Annotated in this window: 21 protein-coding genes, 1 tRNA gene and 1 pseudogene; 14 read left to right on the top strand and 9 right to left on the bottom strand. The window is 64.9% G+C overall.

All coding sequences use genetic code 11. The features are described from left to right. Positions 1-151: 151 nt before the first annotated feature. Positions 152-805, top strand: coding sequence for a fructose-6-phosphate aldolase (fsa, locus tag AX735_RS18415; protein ID WP_066283121.1), 654 nt, complete (start codon positions 152-154; stop codon positions 803-805). A 105-nt stretch (positions 806-910) separates the two neighbouring features. Here fsa and AX735_RS18410 read toward each other — a convergent pair whose 3' ends face one another. Then, a complete protein-coding gene (locus AX735_RS18410; RefSeq protein ID WP_066283114.1) occupies positions 911-2,101 on the bottom strand; it encodes a penicillin-binding protein activator in 1,191 nt (396 codons plus the stop codon). 27 nt (positions 2,102-2,128) lie between these two features. On the opposite strand from AX735_RS18410, the gene rsmI reads away from it, so the two are divergent. From rsmI to AX735_RS18390, 4 genes are read left to right on the top strand one after another with little or no spacing between them, the layout of a single operon-like run. After that, positions 2,129-2,980: a 16S rRNA (cytidine(1402)-2'-O)-methyltransferase gene (gene rsmI / locus AX735_RS18405; RefSeq protein WP_082751185.1), complete on the top strand. Its 852-nt coding sequence runs from the start codon at positions 2,129-2,131 to the stop codon at positions 2,978-2,980. Continuing rightward, positions 2,973-3,335, top strand: coding sequence for a YraN family protein (locus AX735_RS18400; RefSeq protein WP_066283168.1), 363 nt, complete (start codon positions 2,973-2,975; stop codon positions 3,333-3,335). The genes rsmI and AX735_RS18400 overlap by 8 nt, the downstream gene beginning before the upstream one ends. Positions 3,336-3,378: 43 nt before the next feature. Further along, complete coding sequence (gshB, locus tag AX735_RS18395) at positions 3,379-4,329, top strand: glutathione synthase (protein WP_066283104.1); 951 nt, start codon at positions 3,379-3,381, stop codon at positions 4,327-4,329. Continuing rightward, positions 4,326-4,943, top strand: coding sequence for a DedA family protein (locus tag AX735_RS18390; protein ID WP_066283101.1), 618 nt, complete (start codon positions 4,326-4,328; stop codon positions 4,941-4,943). Before gshB ends, AX735_RS18390 begins: the two co-directional genes overlap by 4 nt. A 6-nt stretch (positions 4,944-4,949) precedes the next feature. Here AX735_RS18390 and AX735_RS18385 read toward each other — a convergent pair whose 3' ends face one another. From AX735_RS18385 to rph, 4 genes are read right to left on the bottom strand one after another with little or no spacing between them, the layout of a single operon-like run. Continuing rightward, complete coding sequence (locus AX735_RS18385) at positions 4,950-5,861, bottom strand: tyrosine recombinase XerC (RefSeq protein ID WP_066283096.1); 912 nt, start codon at positions 5,859-5,861, stop codon at positions 4,950-4,952. A gap of 12 nt (positions 5,862-5,873) precedes the next feature. Then, the gene (hemW, locus tag AX735_RS18380) at positions 5,874-7,106 is read right to left on the bottom strand and encodes a radical SAM family heme chaperone HemW (protein WP_156447542.1); all 1,233 of its coding nucleotides are present in this window, start codon (positions 7,104-7,106) and stop codon (positions 5,874-5,876) included. Beyond that, the gene (rdgB, locus tag AX735_RS18375) at positions 7,066-7,698 is read right to left on the bottom strand and encodes an RdgB/HAM1 family non-canonical purine NTP pyrophosphatase (protein ID WP_066283092.1); all 633 of its coding nucleotides are present in this window, start codon (positions 7,696-7,698) and stop codon (positions 7,066-7,068) included. The genes hemW and rdgB overlap by 41 nt, the downstream gene beginning before the upstream one ends. A gap of 4 nt (positions 7,699-7,702) precedes the next feature. Continuing rightward, a complete protein-coding gene (rph, locus tag AX735_RS18370) occupies positions 7,703-8,416 on the bottom strand; it encodes a ribonuclease PH (RefSeq protein ID WP_066283087.1) in 714 nt (237 codons plus the stop codon). Positions 8,417-8,548: 132 nt separating this feature from the next. Here rph and AX735_RS18365 point away from each other — a divergent pair. Further along, positions 8,549-8,624 (top strand) — tRNA-Val (locus AX735_RS18365). 101 nt (positions 8,625-8,725) lie between these two features. Further along, positions 8,726-8,923, top strand: a complete 198-nt coding sequence (locus tag AX735_RS18360) for a hypothetical protein (RefSeq protein ID WP_137775396.1) — start codon at positions 8,726-8,728, stop codon at positions 8,921-8,923. 10 nt (positions 8,924-8,933) lie between these two features. On the opposite strand, the gene AX735_RS18355 is transcribed toward AX735_RS18360, so the two are convergent. Beyond that, on the bottom strand, positions 8,934-9,542 hold the full coding sequence (locus AX735_RS18355; RefSeq protein WP_066283159.1) for a TlpA disulfide reductase family protein: 609 nt from the start codon (positions 9,540-9,542) through the stop codon (positions 8,934-8,936). A 19-nt stretch (positions 9,543-9,561) separates the two neighbouring features. Between AX735_RS18355 and argH the strand changes: the two genes are divergently transcribed. From argH to AX735_RS18330, 5 genes and pseudogenes are all read left to right on the top strand, one after another. Beyond that, positions 9,562-10,935: an argininosuccinate lyase gene (gene argH / locus AX735_RS18350; protein ID WP_066283083.1), complete on the top strand. Its 1,374-nt coding sequence runs from the start codon at positions 9,562-9,564 to the stop codon at positions 10,933-10,935. A gap of 2 nt (positions 10,936-10,937) precedes the next feature. Further along, the gene (locus tag AX735_RS18345; protein ID WP_446471835.1) at positions 10,938-11,192 is read left to right on the top strand and encodes a hypothetical protein; all 255 of its coding nucleotides are present in this window, start codon (positions 10,938-10,940) and stop codon (positions 11,190-11,192) included. 16 nt (positions 11,193-11,208) lie between these two features. Next, entirely contained in the window at positions 11,209-12,465 is a 1,257-nt protein-coding gene (gene lysA, locus AX735_RS18340) for a diaminopimelate decarboxylase (RefSeq protein ID WP_066283074.1), read from the top strand. A 32-nt stretch (positions 12,466-12,497) separates the two neighbouring features. Beyond that, positions 12,498-12,776: pseudogene (locus tag AX735_RS18335) on the top strand (NAD(P)-dependent oxidoreductase); the annotation flags it as partial. 28 nt (positions 12,777-12,804) lie between these two features. Next, complete coding sequence (locus AX735_RS18330) at positions 12,805-13,056, top strand: copper-binding protein (RefSeq protein WP_231750168.1); 252 nt, start codon at positions 12,805-12,807, stop codon at positions 13,054-13,056. 64 nt (positions 13,057-13,120) lie between these two features. Here the strand turns inward: AX735_RS18330 and AX735_RS27060 are convergent, their stop codons facing one another. After that, positions 13,121-13,348, bottom strand: a complete 228-nt coding sequence (locus tag AX735_RS27060) for a GDCCVxC domain-containing (seleno)protein (RefSeq protein WP_082594896.1) — start codon at positions 13,346-13,348, stop codon at positions 13,121-13,123. After that, positions 13,341-13,709 carry a mercuric reductase gene (locus tag AX735_RS18325; RefSeq protein ID WP_056383935.1) on the bottom strand — a complete coding sequence of 123 codons (369 nt, stop codon included), beginning with the start codon at positions 13,707-13,709 and terminating at the stop codon, positions 13,341-13,343. Before AX735_RS18325 ends, AX735_RS27060 begins: the two co-directional genes overlap by 8 nt. An 83-nt stretch (positions 13,710-13,792) precedes the next feature. Here AX735_RS18325 and AX735_RS18320 point away from each other — a divergent pair, with 83 nt between their 5' ends. Beyond that, positions 13,793-14,200, top strand: coding sequence for a MerR family transcriptional regulator (locus AX735_RS18320; RefSeq protein ID WP_066283071.1), 408 nt, complete (start codon positions 13,793-13,795; stop codon positions 14,198-14,200). Positions 14,201-14,522: 322 nt separating this feature from the next. Here the strand turns inward: AX735_RS18320 and AX735_RS18315 are convergent, their stop codons facing one another. Then, complete coding sequence (locus AX735_RS18315; RefSeq protein ID WP_065847543.1) at positions 14,523-14,717, bottom strand: hypothetical protein; 195 nt, start codon at positions 14,715-14,717, stop codon at positions 14,523-14,525. 915 nt (positions 14,718-15,632) lie between these two features. On the opposite strand from AX735_RS18315, the gene AX735_RS18305 reads away from it, so the two are divergent. Beyond that, the gene (locus AX735_RS18305; protein ID WP_065847547.1) at positions 15,633-17,543 is read left to right on the top strand and encodes a cytochrome c/FTR1 family iron permease; all 1,911 of its coding nucleotides are present in this window, start codon (positions 15,633-15,635) and stop codon (positions 17,541-17,543) included. Positions 17,544-17,800 lie beyond the last annotated feature (257 nt).

The raw sequence follows: 17,800 nt of genomic DNA, 5'->3' as shown, positions 1-17,800 counted from the left end.
CGGAACCAGGACAGATAAGGGCCCGCTCCGCAATATGCGGGGCGGGCCTTTTGCATGGGCGACGATCGCCCTCGGGCCGATTTCCGTTAACGCACACGCCCCCGCGCGCTATAGGCCAGCGAGAATCGCCCCCTTGCTGAGGAGCCAGCCCATGAAATTCTTCGTCGACACCGCAGACACCGCCGAAATCGCCGATCTGGCCGCGACCGGCCTGCTCGATGGCGTCACCACCAACCCGTCGTTGATCGCCAAGTCGGGCCGCGATTTTCTGGAAGTGACCAAGGAAATCTGCGCGCTGGTCGAAGGCCCGGTCTCGGCAGAGGTCGTCGCGCTCGACCATGAGACGATGATGAAAGAGGCCGAGATCCTGCGCAAGATCGCCAACAATGTCGCGATCAAGGTGCCGCTGACGCTCGACGGCCTCAAGACCTGCAAGAAGCTGACCGACGATGGCACCATGGTCAACGTGACCCTGTGCTTCTCCGCCAACCAGGCGCTGCTCGCGGCCAAGGCGGGCGCGACCTTCATCTCGCCCTTCGTCGGCCGTCATGATGATAACGGCTTCGACGGCATGGCGCTGATCGAGGACATCCGCCTGATCTACGACAACTACGCCTTCGACACCGAAATCCTGGTCGCCTCGATCCGCCACCCGATCCACGTGCTCGAATCCGCCCGCATCGGCGCGGACGTCGCCACCATGCCACCCAGCGTGATCCGCGGCCTGTTCAAGCACGTGCTGACCGACAAGGGCATCGAAGGCTTCATGGCCGACTGGGCTAAGACGGGTCAGTCGATCGGGTAATTCCCCGACAACATAGACTTCTAAGAAAAGCCGCCGGAAGGATGTTTCCCCCGGCGGCTTTTTTGTTTCGAAATTGTGGCTGACTGCGCTCTCGTCCGACGCGCCTCAATCCGCAAACGTCTTCGGAGCAGGCGACGCAATCGTCAGCGTGCCCGCGCCGACCTGCTGTACTTCCAGCAGCCGCTCCGCCACGCCGTTGCGCCCGAAGCGGAACGCGCCGTCCAGGCCGATAAAGCCGCCGGGATCGCGCAGGCGGTCCATCGGGAAGGGGGTGCCGGGCTTCCAGTCGCGGGCGATGCGGGTGGTGAGCAGCACGCTGTCATAGCCGAGCGTCGAGAGGCGGAAGGGATCGGTGCCGAATTGCGCGCGGTATTTTGCGGCATATTGGCGGTACAGGCCGTCCGAGACGCTGGCGAACCACGCACCGCGCATCGCGGCCGACGAGGGCAGGGCGCGTTCGGTGTTCCACAATTCGGTGCCCAGGATGCGCGCATCGGTTCCGCCATTGGCGCGGATCAGTGGGACGATGCGGATCGCCGCCGCGCCGCTATCGGCGATCAGGATCGCCTCATAGGCGGTGTCGCCCTGCATCTTCTTGAGCGCAGCGGTAATCGCGGTATTGCCCGCGCCATAGCTCTGCATCGACACGACCGTGCCGCCCGCAGCCTTGACCGAGGCGAGCATCGCCGAGGAGGCGCGCTGACCATAGGTGCCGGCGGGGACGAGTGCCGCAAAACGGGTAATGCCCTGCGAGCGGGCATGGCGCACGACGCGGTCGATCGACTGGGCGGGCACATATCCCATGACGAAGACGTTGTTGCCGGCGATGCCGACATCGTTGGAATAGCTGATGATCGGCACGCGCGCGGCATTGGCGGCGGCGGCAATGGCGACCACGTCGTCGCCCAGCAGCGGGCCGAGGATCAGGCGGTTGCCATCGGCGATCGCGCGCTGCGCGGCAGCCTGCGCGCCGAGCGCGGTGTCATAGCTGGTGATGCGGATATTGCTGGCCTTTGTGTCCATCAGCGCGAGCGTGGTGGCATTGGCGATCGACTTGCCGACCGCGGCGTCCTTGCCCGAAAGCGGCAGGAGAAGGGCGATGCGATGGCGCGTTTCGTCGGTGGGCAGCACGCCGGTTATCTTGCCGTCATCGGGCTTGGTCACCGGCTTGTCCGGCTGCTGGCTGGGCGGCGGCGGCGGGGCGGTCTTGGGCACCATGGTCTGGCACGCAGCCAAGGCCATCGACCCCAGCACCAGCATGAGGATGGCCTGCCATTTGCGATAAAACTGTTTCACTGCTTGTCGCTCCCGCCCTGCCGGTCCATGAACATCCGCGTGATTCATGATCCCGAACCCGGCCTGTATATCGTTGCGACCCCAATCGGCAACCTTGGTGATCTTTCGGAACGCGCCCGGCGGGTGCTGGAACAGGCCGATCTGATCGCGTGCGAGGACAGCCGGGTTACGGGAGGTCTGCTCCATCATCTCGGCTTCAAGCGCCCTCTCATACGTTATGACGACCATGCCCGCGCGTCTGATCGCGAGCGGCTGATTTCCGCGGCATTACAAGGGCCTGTCGCGCTGGTCAGCGATGCGGGCACGCCGCTGATCTCCGATCCTGGCTACAAGCTGGTGCGCGAGGCGCGTTCGGCGGGGGTGGCGATCCATTCGGTGCCGGGACCGTCTGCGGTAATCGTCGCGCTGACCCTGGCGGGACTGCCCACCGACAGATTTTACTTTCATGGCTTCCTGCCCAACAAGGCCGGCGCGCGCGAGCGGGAGATTGCGGCGCTGGCGGCGATCCCGGCGACCCTGGTCTTCTACGAAAGCGCCAAGCGGCTTGCGGCATGCCTGGCGGCGCTGCACGCCGGGCTCGGCAACCGTGAGGCGGCGGTGGTGCGCGAGATCAGCAAGAAATTCGAGGAGACCCGCACTGGCACCCTGGCCGAGTTGGCCGAAAGCTATGCCGAGGCGGCGCCCAAGGGCGAGATCGTGATCGTCGTCGGCCCGCCTGTCGAGGACGAGGGCGAAGCGGACGAGGACGCGGTCGAGTCCGCGCTGGCCGAAGCGGTTGCCGCCATGCCGCCGGGCAAGGCCGCAGGTGAGGTCGCAAAGCGCTTCGGTCTCGATCGCAAGGCGCTCTATGCTCGGATCATGGCCCGGCGCGATGGCTGAAGCGCGGCGCAAACAGGCCGAGGCGGCAGGACGGCGCGCCGAGACGCTCGCGGCCTGGTGGCTGCGGCTCAAGGGCTGGCGCATCCTTGCCCATCGCGTGCGCACCCCCTTTGGCGAGATCGATCTGGTGGCGCGGCGCGGGCGCATCGTCGCCTTTGTCGAGGTCAAGCACCGTAAGAGCCTGCGCGAGCTCGACGAGGCGATCGATCATCACCGCCTGCGCCGCGTCGCTGCCGCCGCCGAGGCGCTGATGCCGCGCTTCGTGCGCGACGGCCAGGATGCACGCATCGACGTGATCCTGCTTGCGCCGGGGCGCTGGCCGCGCCATCTGACGCACGTCTGGCAGGGTGACTGACCGCCGCTGCCGCTGTTATCGATCAACACAAAGGCTTTTCCCCATGAAAATCGCGGTGCAGATGGACCCGATGCCGGGCATCAACATCAAGGGCGACAGCAGCTTCGCGCTGATGCTGGCGGCACAGGCGCGCGGCTATACGCTCTATCATTATGACGTCGCGACGCTCAGCTACGAGGCGGGCCAGGTCACGTGCCACGCCCACCCGGTCACGGTGCGCAACGTGCCGGGCGATCACTACAGCTTTGGCGATCCGGTGCGGCTCGATCTCGGCGAGGATGTCGATGTCGTGCTCATGCGGCAGGACCCGCCCTTTGATGTCGGCTATATCACTGCGACCCACATTCTCGAGCGGCTCAAGGGCCGCACGCTTGTGGTGAACGATCCCGCATCGGTGCGCAATGCGCCCGAAAAGGTCTATGTGCTTGATTTCGAGCGCTTCATGCCGCCGACGCTGATCACCCGATCGCTCGACGAGGTGAAGCGCTTCCAGGCGAGGCACGGCGCGATCGTGGTGAAGCCGTTGCATGGCAATGGCGGTAAGGCGGTGTTTCTGATCGGCGAGGATGGCGCGAACCTTTCCGCGCTGGTCGAGCTGTTCGGCCAGATCTGGCGCGAGCCGTTCATGGTCCAGCCCTTCCTTCCCGAGGTTGCGCAGGGCGACAAGCGCATCGTGCTGGTCGATGGCAAGGTCGCGGGCGCGATCAACCGCAAGCCGGGCGAGGGCGAATTCCGCTCCAATCTGGCCGTTGGCGGCTATGCCGAGGCGGCGGAGCTGACCGAGCGCGAGCAGGAAATCTGCGACGCCATGGGGCCCGAGCTCAAGGAACGCGGGCTGCTGTTCGTGGGTATCGATGTGATCGGCGGCCATTGGCTGACCGAGATCAACGTCACCTCGCCGACCGGCATCGTCGCGATCAGCGCGTTCAACAACAGCGATGTTGCGGGCATGATCTGGGACGCGATCGAGGCGCGGCTGGAGAACAAGGCATGAGCGATTTCGTCATCGATCTGGTCGCGCGCGGCGGATATTGGGGTGTCGCGTTCCTGATGGCGCTGGAAAACGTGTTTCCGCCGATCCCTTCCGAGGTGATCATGGGCCTGGCCGGGATCGAGGCTGGCAAGGGCAACATGAACCTTTGGGTAGTGATCCTTGCCGGCACCATCGGATCGGTCGCGGGCAATTATTTCTGGTACGCTATCGGGCGCGCGTTCGGGCTCAAGCGGCTGGATCATTTCGTTGCGCGCTGGGGCCGCTGGTTCACGCTCGACCGGTACGAGATCGATCGCTTCACCCTGCTGTTCCACCGCTATGGCGGCGCCACCATGTTCTTCGCGCGCATGATCCCGACGGTGCGCACGCTGATCTCGCTGCCCGCCGGGATATTCGAGATGAGCCGCACCAAGTTCCTGGTCTGGACCTTTGCCGGGGCCGGTGTGTGGAACGTGGTGTTCGCCGGAATCGGCTATCAGCTGGGCGCGCGGTTCGAGGAGATCGACAAATATACCGGCCCCGCCTCGACCGCGGTCATCGGCATCATCATTCTGGTCTATGTGATCCGCGTGATCTTCTGGCGGCCGCATCCCGATCCCGTCCAGCAGGACTGAGCGCGATCAGGCGCGCGGATGCGCGTTCTCGTACACGTCGAGCAGGTGCGCGGCATCGACCTGGGTGTAGATCTGGGTCGATGACAGGCTCGCATGGCCGAGCAGTTCCTGCAGCGAGCGCAGGTCAACGCCGCCCGCGAGCAGATGCGTCGCAAAACTGTGGCGCAGCGCGTGCGGTGTCGCATCCTCGGGCAGGCCGAGCAGGCGGCGCGCGTTCATCATCGCCCGGCGGACGAGCGCTGGCGAGAGCGGCCCGCCGCGCGTGCCCCGGAACAGCGGCTGGTCACGTTCGAGCGCAAAGGGGGCGAGGGCAGCATAATGCGCGATCGCCTCGCGCAGTTGCGGCAGCACCGGTACGACGCGTGGCTTGTTGCCCTTGCCGATGATGCGCAGCGTCTCGCCGACCGGCAGGATCTCGGCCTTCAGTCCCGTCACTTCGCTGATTCGCAGTCCTGCGCCATAAAGCAGCAGCAGCACTGCCCAGTCGCGCGCCTGCACCCAGGCAGGAGCATCGCGCGCGGCCATGGTATCGCCCAGGGCCATGATGTCATCGGGCGCGATCGGGCGGGGGAGCGAGCGCTTGAGCCTCGGCCCCTTGAGGCGCGGTGGCGCGCTCTCGCTGCCCGCTTCGGACGCCGCAAAAGCCAGGAAGGCGCGGATTGCCGACAGTTCGCGCGCGGTGCTGCGGTTGGTCAGGCCATCTCCGCGCCTTGATGCCAGGAACGCGCGCAGGTCCGCCGCTGTCGCGCTAGCAAGGCGCCGGTCGGTCGGAGCATCACCCCAATGGTCGCCCAGAAAATCGACCAGCCGCTCGGCAGTGGCGACATAGGCGCGCACGGTGTGCAGCGAGCGGCGGCGGTTATCGGCAAGGTGCGACCGCCAGCGTTCGAGCAGATGCGGGGGCGGGTTCGCGGTCATGCGGTCAGGCTATCAGAGCGCTTGCGGCGGCTCAATCGCGACCAGTTCGGCGAGCAGGGCATCGAGCAGCGGCATGCCTCGCTCGGTCACGGTCAGATGCGAAGCGGTCATGTGCGCGAGGCCCAGTGCCGACAGCTTTTCGGCAGCCGCCCGGTCCATCAGCGCAGCCTCTTCCACGCCCGATAGCGCGGCGATCCGGGCCAGGTCGACTCCTTCGGCTAGGCGCAGGCCCATCAGAAGCGCTTCCATCGCACGGGTTTCCGCGTCCAGAGGGCGTTCGACCGAGAGGCCATGACCGTTGCGCGCGACGGCGGCGAGATAGTTTTCGGGCTTGCGGTGCCGCTCGGTTGCAAGGCTCCCGCGCCGTCCATGCGCGCCGGGACCGATCCCGGCATAGTCGCCATAGCGCCAATAGGTGAGATTGTGGCGGCTCTGTTCGCCGGGCCGGGCATGGTTGCTGATCTCATAGGCGGGCAGGCCGTGCCCGCTGGTCAGGCTGCGGGTCAGTTCAAACAAATCGGCGCAATGGTCGTCATCGGCGGGGATGAGCTCGCCGCGGCGCACCAGCGTCTCGAAGCGCGTGCCGGGCTCGATGGTCAGCTGGTAGAGTGAGAGGTGGCCGGTACCGAAGGACAGCGCACGCGTCAGCTCCGCCTCCCATTGGCCGAGCGTCTGGCCGGGCCGGGCATAGATCAGGTCGAACGAGACACGGCTGAAATGCTGCTGCGCGGTGGCCAATGCGCGCAGCCCCTCGTCGACGCCATGCGCACGGCCGAGAAAGCCCAAAGTCGCATCGTCGAGCGCCTGCAACCCCAGTGACACGCGGTTGACCCCCGCGCGCGCGAGATCGGCGAAGCGCGCAGCCTCGACCGAGGAAGGATTGGCCTCGAGCGTGATCTCGATGTCATCACTGGCAGGCCAATGTCCGGTGGCGGCATCGATCAGCGCCGCGACCAGGGCGGGCGGCATCAGCGACGGCGTGCCACCGCCGAAAAAGATCGATCCAAGCGCACGGCCCGGCAGGATCGCGGCTTCATGCGCGAGATCAGCGAGCAGGGCCGCCTGCCATTCAGCGATGTCAACGCTCTCGCGGACATGGCTGTTGAAATCGCAATAGGGGCATTTGGAGACGCAGAACGGCCAGTGGATATAGAGCGCCAGCGGCCCCGCCCGGTCATCCGCCACCGGAGACGCAGTCAGGGGTTCAGCGGTCAAGACAGGCCTTGACCAGCTTGGCAAAGGCATCGGCGCGGTGACTGATGCTGTGCTTGTGCGCAGGGTCCAGCTCGGCGAAAGTCTGATCGAACCCGCTCGCGACGAAGACCGGATCGTAACCGAAGCCGAGCGTGCCGCGCGGCGGCCAGGTCAGCGCTCCGTGGACCTGCCCCTCGAACACTTCCGAATGCCCATCGGGCCAGGCGAGCGCCAGCGTGCAGGTGAAATAGGCGCTGCGATCGACATGGGGGCCGAGTTCGCACAGGCGTCCCTCGACCTTGCCCATCGCCATGTACCAGTCGCGCCCCGGCGCACCCTCGAACCATTGCCGCTCGGCCCAGTCGGCGGTGTAGACGCCCGGCGCGCCGCCTAGAGCCGCGACGCACAGCCCGCTGTCATCGGCGAGCGCGACGCAATTGGCCCCCTTGGCCGAAGCATGCGCTTTCAGCAGCGCGTTCTCGGCGAAGGTCGTGCCAGTTTCCTCGGGCTCGGGCAGTCCGAGATCGCCCGCCGAGACCGGCTCGATGCCGAACGGTTCGAGCAGCGCGCGGATCTCGCGCACCTTGCCCTGATTATGGCTGGCGATCACCAGCCTGCCAGGTTCGAGCCTGCGTGCCGCCATGACGTCAACCGACCGCCTTGCCCTGCGCCTCGAAAATCTGCGCGCAGCCCATGCGGGCGAGGCGCAGCAGGCGCAGCAAAGCTTCCTCGTCATAGGGTGCGCCCTCGGCAGTGGCCTGCGCTTCGGCGATATTGCCGCCCTCGATCAGCACGAAATTGGCATCGGCATCGGCGTTCGAATCCTCGATATAGTCGAGGTCCAGCACCGGCGTGCCCTGATGGATGCCGCAGCTGATCGCGGCGACCTTGGCGGTGATCGGGTCGTCCTTGATGAGGCCTTGCGCCATCAGTCCGTTGACTGCGAGGCGCAGCGCCACCCACGCGCCCGAGATCGACGCGGTGCGCGTGCCGCCATCGGCCTGAATGACGTCGCAATCGACCGTGATCTGACGCTCGCCGAGCTTCTTGAGGTCGACGACGGCCCGCAGCGAACGGCCGATCAGCCGCTGGATTTCCTGCGTCCGCCCCGATTGCTTGCCCTTCGCTGCCTCGCGCTGCCCGCGCGTGTGGGTCGCGCGCGGCAGCATAGAATATTCCGCCGTGACCCAGCCTTCGCCCTTGCCCTTGAGCCAAGGCGGCAGGCGCTCCTCGATGCTCGCGGTCACCAACACGCGGGTATCGCCGAAACCGATCAGGCAGCTGCCCTCGGCATGCTTGGTAAAGCCGGTTTCGATGCTGATGGCACGCATTTCGTCGGGGGCGCGGCCGGAAGGGCGCATAGATGATTCTCCAATAGGTCGGACCCGCTGTCCGTTCCGCGCCGATAGCGGGCGGTGGGCAGATTGGAAAGCGCCAAGCCTCTTGCCAGCCGAATGCAAAAATGGCAGGGGACGCGCCTTGCCAGCGACCATGGGCGATTAGCTCAGTTGGTAGAGCATCTCGTTTACACCGAGAGGGTCGGCAGTTCGAGCCTGTCATCGCCCACCATGGTCGGCAATGCGTTGCCCGGATGCAACGCCATTCTACAAAATGCGCGGAACAAGGTTTCGTTCAGCTACGGGTCAGGCTGGGCGCGACATCACACGCGCATGCCGAGCCAGTATGTCCTCACCGTGATTCTGGGTGCAGCCCTGCCGCTGCTGCCGGTGACGTTCGTGAACCTCGATCGCAATGTCCCGGCGCAGGAGGAATGCGTCGGCAAGAAGCGGGTGGCGACCGTGCCTACGCGCGCCAAGAAGGAAGGCCCGCGCAAGCGCTGCCGCGTGATTGCGCCGATCCTGATGTAATGTCTGGCGCTTAGTCCTTGGCGGCGAGTGTTCCTTCCATCAGCGCCGATGCACGGGTGCCGTTCCAGTCCATCCCGCCGATCATCCGCCAGACTTCCTTGCCCTGCGCATCATAAAGCACCGTGGTGGGCATCACCCCGGTCTGATAGCTGAAGCCCAGATTGTTTTCCTGATCGGTATAGGGCTGCAGGTTCTTGAAGCCCTTTTCGGCAAAGAACGGGGCGATCTTGTCGAGATCCTGCATGTCCTGCGACACGGTGAGCACGACCAGCCGGTCCTTTTCGCGCGCGGCCAGGGCATCGAGCGTCGGCATCTCGACCACGCAAGGCCCGCACCAGGTAGCCCAGAGGTTGACCAGCACCGGCTTGCCCTTGAACGCGGCGAGCGTGACCGTCTTGCCGTCGGGATCCTTGAAGCTGACATCGGGCGCAGCCTTGCCCCGCTGCGAGATGTCGAGCGTGCCTGAGAGCGGCACATCCGGGCCTGCCTTTTCTGCGGTTTTTTCCGCGCCTGCGGGTTGCTCCCCGGCGGGCGATTGCCTATCGCACGCGCCAGTTGTCAGAGCGGCCAGGGCCACCACCGGCCAGAGGCTGCGGCGCGAAAGATGGACGATAGGCATGGGAAACAACTCCAACAGCATGTGGGGCGGACGCTTCGCCGCCGGGCCATCCGACGTGATGCGGGCCATAAATGCTTCGATCCCGTTCGACAAGGCGCTGTGGCGGCAGGATATTGACGGCTCGCTGGCGCATGTCGCGATGCTGGGCGCGCAGGGGATCATCCCCGCCGCCGATGCCGAGGCGATCACCGCCGGTCTCAAGCAGATTGCCGAGGAATATGCCGCGAACGGCGTCGCCGAGGACTGGGCGCTCGAGGACATTCACATGCATGTCGAGGCCCGGCTGGCCGAGCTGATTGGCCCGGCGGCGGGGCGGCTGCACACCGCGCGCTCGCGCAACGACCAGGTCGCGACCGACTTCCGCCTCTGGGTACGCGATGCCTGCGATGCCGCCGATGCCGCGCTCAAGGCGCTGCAGACCGCGCTTGTCGACCGAGCCGAACAGCATGTCGATGCGATCATGCCAGGCTTCACCCATTTGCAGATCGCGCAGCCGGTGACGCTCGGCCACCATCTGCTCGCCTATTACGAGATGTTCGCGCGCGACCGCGACCGTTTTGCTAGCGCGCGTGCGCGGATGAACCAGTGCCCGCTGGGCTCGGCGGCGCTCGCCGGAACCGGCTTCCCGATCGACCGCAATGCCACGACCAGCGCGCTCGGTTTCGACCGGCCCACCGCCAATTCGCTCGATGCGGTGTCGGACCGCGACTTCGCGCTCGACTATCTCAATGCCGCCGCGCAATGCGCGCTGCACCTGTCGCGGCTGGCCGAGGAATTCATCATCTGGGCGAGCCAGCCTTATGGCTTCGTCAAGCTGCCCGACAGCTTCTCGACCGGATCTTCGATCATGCCGCAGAAGCGCAATCCCGATGCGGCGGAACTGGTGCGCGGCCATGCCGGGCGGATCATCGGCTGCCAGACCGCGCTGATGGTGACGATGAAGGGCCTGCCGCTCGCCTATTCCAAGGACATGCAGGACGACAAGCCGCCGGTGTTTGAATGCGAAGGCCTGCTGATGCTCAGCCTCGCCGCGATGACCGGCATGGTCGCCGAAACCGGGTTCGATACCGCCGCGATGCGCAAGGCGACCGAGCGCGGCTTTGCCACTGCGACCGACCTTGCCGACTGGCTGGTGCGCCAGGCAGACATCCCGTTCCGCGAGGCGCATCACATTACCGGCGCGGTGGTCAAGCTGGCCGAGGGCAGGGGCGTCGCGCTCGATGCGCTCGCGCTGGACGAGTTGCAGGCGATCGACCCGCGCATTACCGAGGCGGTCTATCCCGCGCTGTCGGTCGATGCCTCGGTCGCCAGCCGCAACAGCTATGGCGGCACCGCGCCCGATCAGGTAAGGCAACAGGTGGCCCGCGCCCGTGCCGCGCTGGCGGGAGAATGACGATGCCGCGTACCGCAACCCTGATCGCTGCTGCTGCGCTCACCGCGCTGGTCGCGCTGCCCGGCTGCGGCAGCCGGCAGAAGCTGACCGCGGTCGAGGGCATGAAACCCGTGCCTCCCGCTTATGGCGCTGTCGGTGCTGCCGGACCCAACGAGCTGCTCGAGCCGAGCACCCAGTCGCGGCCCGAGCGCAATGTCGAGCTGCGCCGCAAGTCCGAAGCGCGGGTCGACGATCCGTTCGACCTTCCTCCCGAATAACAGGACTGTCCCCCTCATGGATCATTTCGCACTGGTAGACGGTGAGCTGTTTGCCGAACGCGTTCCGCTGGCGCGCATTGCCGAAGAGGTCGGCACCCCCGTCTATGTCTATTCGCGCGCGACGCTCGAGCGCCATGCCGATGTGTTTCGCGAAGGCCTGGCAGGTGTGGAACGCAAGCACCTGGCATTTGCGGTGAAGTCCAACCCCAACCTCGCCGTGCTCAAGGTGCTCGCGGGGCGCGGTTATGGCGCCGATGTCGTCTCGGCAGGCGAGCTCGACCGCGCGCTGGCGGCAGGGATTGCCGCGCATGACATCGTGTTTTCGGGCGTCGGCAAGACCGAGGCCGAGATGCGCCATGCGCTGGCCAAGGGCATCGGCCAGTTCAACATCGAATCCGAAGAGGAAGGCCGCATGCTCGCTGCGGTCGCCGCCGCGATGGGGCTGACCGCGCAAGCGACGCTGCGCATCAATCCCGATGTCGATGCGGGGACGCATGCCAAGATCTCGACCGGCAAGGCCGACAACAAGTTCGGCGTCGGCCTGCATGTCGGTCCCGGCATCTATCAGCGCCTGTCGCAGCTTCCCGGCATCGCGCTGCGCGGGGTCGCGGTGCATATCGGCAGCCAGCTGCTCAGCCTCGATCCGCTCGAAGCCGCGTTCGGCAAGATCGGCGAGCTGGTCGCGCATTTGCGTGAGCAGGGACACACGATCACTCATGTCGATCTGGGCGGCGGCCTGGGCGTGCCCTATCAGGCCGCGACCGAACCACCATCGCCTGCCGATTATGGCGCGCTGGTTGCCCGGGTGACACGCGACTGGGATGCGGTGATCCAGTTCGAACCGGGCCGCGTGATCGCGGGAAATGCCGGCGTTCTGCTCACCCGCGTGATCCGTATCAAGCCAGGCATCCGTGACCCCTTCGTGGTCGTCGATGCGGCGATGAACGACCTTGCCCGGCCCGCGCTCTACGACGCCTGGCATGATTTCGAGGCGGTGCGGCCCGATGGCACGCGGATGACGGCGAACATCGTGGGGCCGGTGTGCGAGAGTGGCGATACTTTCGCCATGGGCCGCGACATCGACACCGTCAGCGATGGCGACCTGGCGATCTTCCGGACCGCCGGCGCCTATGGCGCGACCATGGCGAGCAGCTATAACAGCCGCGGCATCGTCGCCGAGGTGCTGGTCGATGGCGACCGCTATGCCGTGGTTGCCAACCGCATCAGCCCTGCCGAGATCATGGCGGCGGAAACCGTGCCCGACTGGCTGTGAACCAGCTTCCCATCTTCGTGAACCTGCGCGGGATGCCAATCATCCTGCTGGGCGATGGCGAGATGGCGGATGCGAAGCGGCGGCTGATCGAGCGGGCAGGGGGGATCTGCGTCGCCGAGGACAATCGCGATGCTCGCATCGCCATCGTTGCGCTGGAGGCTGAGGCTGAGGCTGAGGCCATCGCCGCTGTCGAACGGCTCAAGGCACGCGGCTTGCTGGTCAATGCGGTCGATCGGCCTGCGCTGTGCGATTTCACCACCCCTGCGATCATCGACCGCGATCCGGTGCTGATTGCCATCGGCACCGGCGGCTACCGAAACCAACGCGATGGCGGGCGACATGGGCAATATGGCGATGTCCCCTACAGCAAAGATGGCCAAGGGCACCGGCAAAGTGACGGCCGTCGACAAGGCCGCCGGAACGATCACGCTCGACCATGGCCCGATCGCCGAGGCCAACTGGCCGGCTATGACGATGGCATTCAAGGCCGCGCCGGCGCTCATCGACAGCGTGAAAGTGGGCGATGAGGTGAATTTCGAGCTGAAGCTCGACGGCAATGCCGGCGAGGTGACCGCGATCACAAAGCAGTAGTCGATTCCAGACCTGCTCCGGGCGGGTCGCCGGAATGCCGGCGGCCCGCCATGGCCAACGATCGTCAGGTGCAGCAGGAGGCGTCCGGCCCGGCGAGTTGGATCGGCGGGCACGGCACGGTCCCGTAGGAGCAGAATACGCAGCAATCGCCGGTCTTCGGCCGCAAGACCGCTCCGCAACCGGTGCAATCATAGAAAAACTGGCAGGCGTTCGTCGGCATCGTCTCCGTCTTCGTCGTGCCGCACAGCGGACAGGTGAGGACCGATTGAGGAACGAAAACGCGCTCAGACATAGGAATAGCCAAGCCAGAACAACGTCACTCCCAGCAGCAAGCCAATGAAAAGGACCGCGCGCACAGCAGGCGGTGTGCAGACGCCCTCGGATGCGCAGGTCATCGCCACGCGCTGCTGCCGCCAGAGCATGATCGCGCCGCCGATCAGGAAGAGCGCGCTCAAGCACAGCAGGAGCATCCGATACGGGCTGGCCGCCAAGGCAATGCCGCCGAGCCATCCGGCACCCAAGCCGGCGGTGGTGAGCAATATGGGCAGCGCGCAGCAGGATGCCACGGCGAAGGCGGCCGCGATTCCGCCGACCGTGAGAACAGCAGCGCCCTCCGCTCCCAAAGAACGGCGCAGTTCAGGCGGTTCGGACATGATGGGCGACTCCTTGTGATCAACGGAATCGCATCCTACCGTCTGTAGCCGCTACAGACTCAACCCCCAATTTTGAGCAGAAGATGACGACATCGGAGATTATCGCAATCGGGGAACTGTCGCGGCGCACACGCTGCAACATTGAGACGATCCGCTATTATGAGCGGATCGGGCTCCTGCCCGAGGCGGCGCGGCGGGGCCGGTATCGGAGCTTCGGCCCCGCGGACGTGGCGCGGCTGCATTTCGTTCGGCGCGCACGGGAACTGGGCTTCACGCTCGACGAGATTCGCGCGCTGCTCGGCATTGCCACCGCCGATGATGTCTCATGTGACGATGCCCGCGAAATCGCGACCTTGCATCTGACGCAGGTTCGCGCGCGGATCGCGGATTTGAAGCGCATGGAGCAGGTCCTTGCCGACACCGTGCGGGCCTGCAATTCCGGCGATCATGTCGGGTGCCCGCTGATCACTACATTATCTGCGGCTCGCTAAACTCCGCCTGGGCGACGCCTTCTGTACGCCGAACTCCTGCCCATACTCTTCGGGTCCGGCCTCCGCTTGGAGGTCATGAGCGGCATCGCTGCGACCATGGTCGACATCCTGAAAGTCGGCGATCAGGTGAATTTCGAGCTGAAGCTCGACGGCAATGCCGGCGAGGTCACCAACATCAGCAAGAAGTAATTCGATGAGGGCTTCGGGAGGCACTGTGGAAGCGCCTCCCGAAGAGTTCCGACAAGTTGGGACAGGCAAATGTTTCGCCAAATCCATGATCGATGGCGAGGGCTAGTTAGCCCCTCGCCATCACTTCACGGCCTCAGCAGACATCGCTCCCGTCGACCCAAACGCGGACCGGTCCCTGCAACGGCGCGCGCGGACCAGGAGCTTGGGGTTGCCACTCGCATTTGACGGTGGCCGGCTTCTCGACATCTGCCTGGGCCAATGCCGGAACCGGGGCGGCGACGAGCATTGTGAATGCGGCCGTGGCGGCGGTGAATATCAAGGTTTTCATGATTTCTCTCCTCGGACTGAAGGTGCCGTGGGCAAACTGGCTCCGAGGGGCTGGGCAGCCTATGGCCGTCCAGCGCTTGGGAGGGTTCGCCTGGCGAGTTGTCAGGCCAAGGTGTCGGGTGGATGCTGTTCCGGCGGAGCCGACCGTCCGTGTAGCGCTGGATAAGATGGAAAGACGACAAGCACATCCGCGCTCACTGTTTCAGCCGCGAGGGGTCCCCGGCTCTCGAGCGCATATAAAGGGAGACACCCCATGCCTGCCAGGCAAGCGAGCGTCATCCGCTGACAGGGGAGTGGTTTCTCGCCATCGTCCTGCGTCATCCCGACACAGTCCATGGGCATCGTTGCTGCCGCGTTCGCGCTTATGGCGGTTGCCACAGCGGGACTTGCGGCAACTGTGGCTATCTGTCCAAACAGGCCGAGAAGGACGCCTAAGATCAGCGCAAATTTGTGCGCTTGTCTCATGTCCGCAATCTCTGCCTGATGCTGAATTGAGTCAAGGTTCGGCGCCCGAAACCGGTTATTCTGCAGCGCGTGGGACGTGCGATTATCAGCCGGTTTCCGCGTTCGGAGCGCCACGTCGGTCATGCCAAGGGTTAGAAGCATGATCGAGTCTCCACTTCTCCTCCGCCATAGATTACTGCGGCAGCGAGCGGTTGCCCTCGCTCGCGTAACCTGAAGAATATTGGAGTTCTGTACTGCTACCCGACTCGATGTGAGACGAAGGGTCTGCTCACTAAAGTGGGCTACGGACGCCCTCCAGCCACTTAATCAGCGACAGCGTGTTTTGCCGCTTGATCCTGTGGGGACTACAGGATTATGATGCGAATAATTCTCAACTAGAGGTTATTAGATGCGCCTGTCCTTCGGTCCTGTCCGCCCCTGCATAAGAGCCGTCGGAAAGGGGTGCCGTTATATGTTCGTATTGCTGCTTTCCGCGATTCTATCGCAAATCGTGCCGGGTCAGGCGCTCGCAAGCGACACGGAAGTCCAGACCGTATGGCGGCTGCTCGACTATGTCGCCGTCGACTATGCTGGTGCTGTCTCCGGGGGACGCGTTAGCAGTGAAGCCGAATATGCGGAGATGGTGGAGTTCGCGGGCCAGGTAGAAAACAGGCTCGGATCTTTGCCCGACAAGAGTGGCAAGGCCGATCTGTTGCGCCAGACTAGGGCGTTGCGCGCGGCGATCGCCGCCAAGGCGGCTCCCGCTGGGGTCGCCACACAATCAAAGGCGCTCGCATCCGCCCTACTCGCTGCTTATCCCGTGCCACTCGCCCCAACGGCACCGCCGGTCCTCGCGCGCGGGTCCGCGCTCTACGCTCAGAATTGTGCATCCTGTCACGGCGCAGCGGGCGACGGACATGGCCCAGCTTCGGCCGGGCTTGATCCACCGCCGATCGCATTCAAAGATAAGGTTCGCGCCGATCAACGCAGCCTGTTCGGCCTCTACCAGGTCATCACCCAAGGTCTCGACGGTACGGCGATGGCCGGCTTCGATTCGCTTCCGGAGCAAGATCGCTGGGCGCTTGCGTTCTACGTCGGCACCTTCGCCTATCCGACTTCGGAGACAGGACATGGTCAGCGGCTGTGGCACGAGGATGCTTCGCTCCGCCAGAGATATCCCAATCTGGCGGCGTTCGTCGGCGCGACGCCAGCGTCTCTTGCCGCCGAAATTGGTCCTGACAAGGCTGAGGCCGTGACTGCCTATCTGCGCCGTCATCCGGACATGGTCACGGCGCGCGCTAACGGTTCACTTGCACTTACGCGCGAACGTCTCGATGCGAGCCTCAAAGCCTATGCGGCTGGGAATCGGCAGGCCGCCACCGACCTCGCCTTGTCCGCCTATCTCGACGGCTTCGAGCCCGTGGAACCGATGCTCGCCGCTCGCGAGCCGCAGCTGATGGCGAGGATCGAACAGGCGATGGGCGCGCTTCGGGCGGCGATTGGCAAGGCCCGGCCGCTTGCTGAAGTCCAAGCAGCCAATCAGGAGCTCGCAGGCCTCTTCGGTGAAGCTGAGGCCGCGCTCGCGCCCGAAAAGGCAAGCAGCGCATCAAGCTTCCTTGGCGCGTTCGGCGTCCTGCTGCGTGAGGGGCTTGAGGCGTTGCTGATCGTGGTTGCGATGATCGCCTTCCTCCGAAAGACGGAGCGCACCGAAGTGCTCGGCTTCGTTCACGGTGGATGGGTGGCGGCGCTTGCCGCCGGCGTCGCCAGCTGGTTCATCGCCACTTACTTCATAGGTGTCAGTGGGGCTTCACGAGAGCTTACCGAGGGATTTGGCTCGCTATTCGCTGCGATTATCCTGCTTACGGTCGGAATCTGGATGCATGGGAAAAGCAACGCCGAGGCTTGGCAGCGCTATATCAAGGAAAAGATGACGCACGCTTTGTCCAAGCGCTCAGGGTGGTTCCTCTTCCTGCTGGCTTTCATTGTTGTCTACAGGGAAGTATTCGAAACTATTCTTTTCTATGCCGCGCTTTGGGCCCAGGGAAACGGATTGGCGATGCTGGGCGGCGCGGCGGCGGCGGCGGTGCTGCTCGCCATGCTGGCCTGGATCATGCTTCGGTACAGTACCCGTTTGCCGATTACCCAGTTCTTTTCGTGGAGTGCTATTCTCATCGCGATCCTTGCCGTAGTCCTTGCCGGAAAGGGAATAGCGGGTCTTCAGGAGGCAGGGATCCTGGGAGTGGTGCCGCTGCCGGGGGTACCGCGCATACAGATGCTTGGACTGTTCCCCACGACCGAGACAGTGCTGGCCCAGCTGATCGCCGTGGCAATTCTGGTTGCGGGTTTCTGGCTCAATCGCAAAAGTGCGGTGCGGACGACCTGATGCGATTGCTTGCAGCGATAGCAGCACTGACCCACGCGCCGCCCAGCTTGCAAAGCTGGCCCTGCGGGGCCGGTGAGTCCACCGAGACGCGCCCGACAAATAGGGGTCAGCGTCTCAGGCGTATCGCAGGCTTGGGCCACAATTGGCCCATTTCGATTTCGCTGACGCGGCGATCGTCTATGGCGTCGCTGTCCTCATGGTAGGGGTGACTACACGAAAGTGACGTATCTGCACGGAAAGGGCGAACGGATAGCGAA

The sequence above is a fragment of the Blastomonas sp. CCH1-A6 genome (assembly GCF_001556365.1).
Taxonomy (GTDB): Bacteria; Pseudomonadota; Alphaproteobacteria; order Sphingomonadales; family Sphingomonadaceae; genus Blastomonas; species Blastomonas ursincola.
The sequence above is the reverse complement of the archived record's forward strand: the minus strand, read 5'-3'. Positions and strand labels throughout refer to the sequence as shown.

What these genes read in the sequence shown, in the direction of transcription:
- fsa (WP_066283121.1), top strand. Translation starts at nt 152, where the DNA reads ATGAAATTCTTCGTCGACACCGCAGACACCGCCGAAATCGCCGATCTG.
- rsmI (WP_082751185.1), top strand. Translation starts at nt 2,129, where the DNA reads ATGAACATCCGCGTGATTCATGATCCCGAACCCGGCCTGTATATCGTT.
- AX735_RS18400 (WP_066283168.1), top strand. Translation starts at nt 2,973, where the DNA reads ATGGCTGAAGCGCGGCGCAAACAGGCCGAGGCGGCAGGACGGCGCGCC.
- gshB (WP_066283104.1), top strand. Translation starts at nt 3,379, where the DNA reads ATGAAAATCGCGGTGCAGATGGACCCGATGCCGGGCATCAACATCAAG.
- AX735_RS18390 (WP_066283101.1), top strand. Translation starts at nt 4,326, where the DNA reads ATGAGCGATTTCGTCATCGATCTGGTCGCGCGCGGCGGATATTGGGGT.
- AX735_RS18385 (WP_066283096.1), bottom strand. Translation starts at nt 5,861, where the DNA reads ATGACCGCGAACCCGCCCCCGCATCTGCTCGAACGCTGGCGGTCGCAC.
- hemW (WP_156447542.1), bottom strand. Translation starts at nt 7,106, where the DNA reads ATGCCTTTGCCAAGCTGGTCAAGGCCTGTCTTGACCGCTGAACCCCTG.
- rdgB (WP_066283092.1), bottom strand. Translation starts at nt 7,698, where the DNA reads ATGGCGGCACGCAGGCTCGAACCTGGCAGGCTGGTGATCGCCAGCCAT.
- rph (WP_066283087.1), bottom strand. Translation starts at nt 8,416, where the DNA reads ATGCGCCCTTCCGGCCGCGCCCCCGACGAAATGCGTGCCATCAGCATC.
- AX735_RS18360 (WP_137775396.1), top strand. Translation starts at nt 8,726, where the DNA reads ATGCCGAGCCAGTATGTCCTCACCGTGATTCTGGGTGCAGCCCTGCCG.
- AX735_RS18355 (WP_066283159.1), bottom strand. Translation starts at nt 9,542, where the DNA reads ATGCCTATCGTCCATCTTTCGCGCCGCAGCCTCTGGCCGGTGGTGGCC.
- argH (WP_066283083.1), top strand. Translation starts at nt 9,562, where the DNA reads ATGTGGGGCGGACGCTTCGCCGCCGGGCCATCCGACGTGATGCGGGCC.
- AX735_RS18345 (WP_446471835.1), top strand. Translation starts at nt 10,938, where the DNA reads ATGCCGCGTACCGCAACCCTGATCGCTGCTGCTGCGCTCACCGCGCTG.
- lysA (WP_066283074.1), top strand. Translation starts at nt 11,209, where the DNA reads ATGGATCATTTCGCACTGGTAGACGGTGAGCTGTTTGCCGAACGCGTT.
- AX735_RS18330 (WP_231750168.1), top strand. Translation starts at nt 12,805, where the DNA reads ATGGGCAATATGGCGATGTCCCCTACAGCAAAGATGGCCAAGGGCACC.
- AX735_RS27060 (WP_082594896.1), bottom strand. Translation starts at nt 13,348, where the DNA reads ATGTCTGAGCGCGTTTTCGTTCCTCAATCGGTCCTCACCTGTCCGCTG.
- AX735_RS18325 (WP_056383935.1), bottom strand. Translation starts at nt 13,709, where the DNA reads ATGTCCGAACCGCCTGAACTGCGCCGTTCTTTGGGAGCGGAGGGCGCT.
- AX735_RS18320 (WP_066283071.1), top strand. Translation starts at nt 13,793, where the DNA reads ATGACGACATCGGAGATTATCGCAATCGGGGAACTGTCGCGGCGCACA.
- AX735_RS18315 (WP_065847543.1), bottom strand. Translation starts at nt 14,717, where the DNA reads ATGAAAACCTTGATATTCACCGCCGCCACGGCCGCATTCACAATGCTC.
- AX735_RS18305 (WP_065847547.1), top strand. Translation starts at nt 15,633, where the DNA reads ATGTTCGTATTGCTGCTTTCCGCGATTCTATCGCAAATCGTGCCGGGT.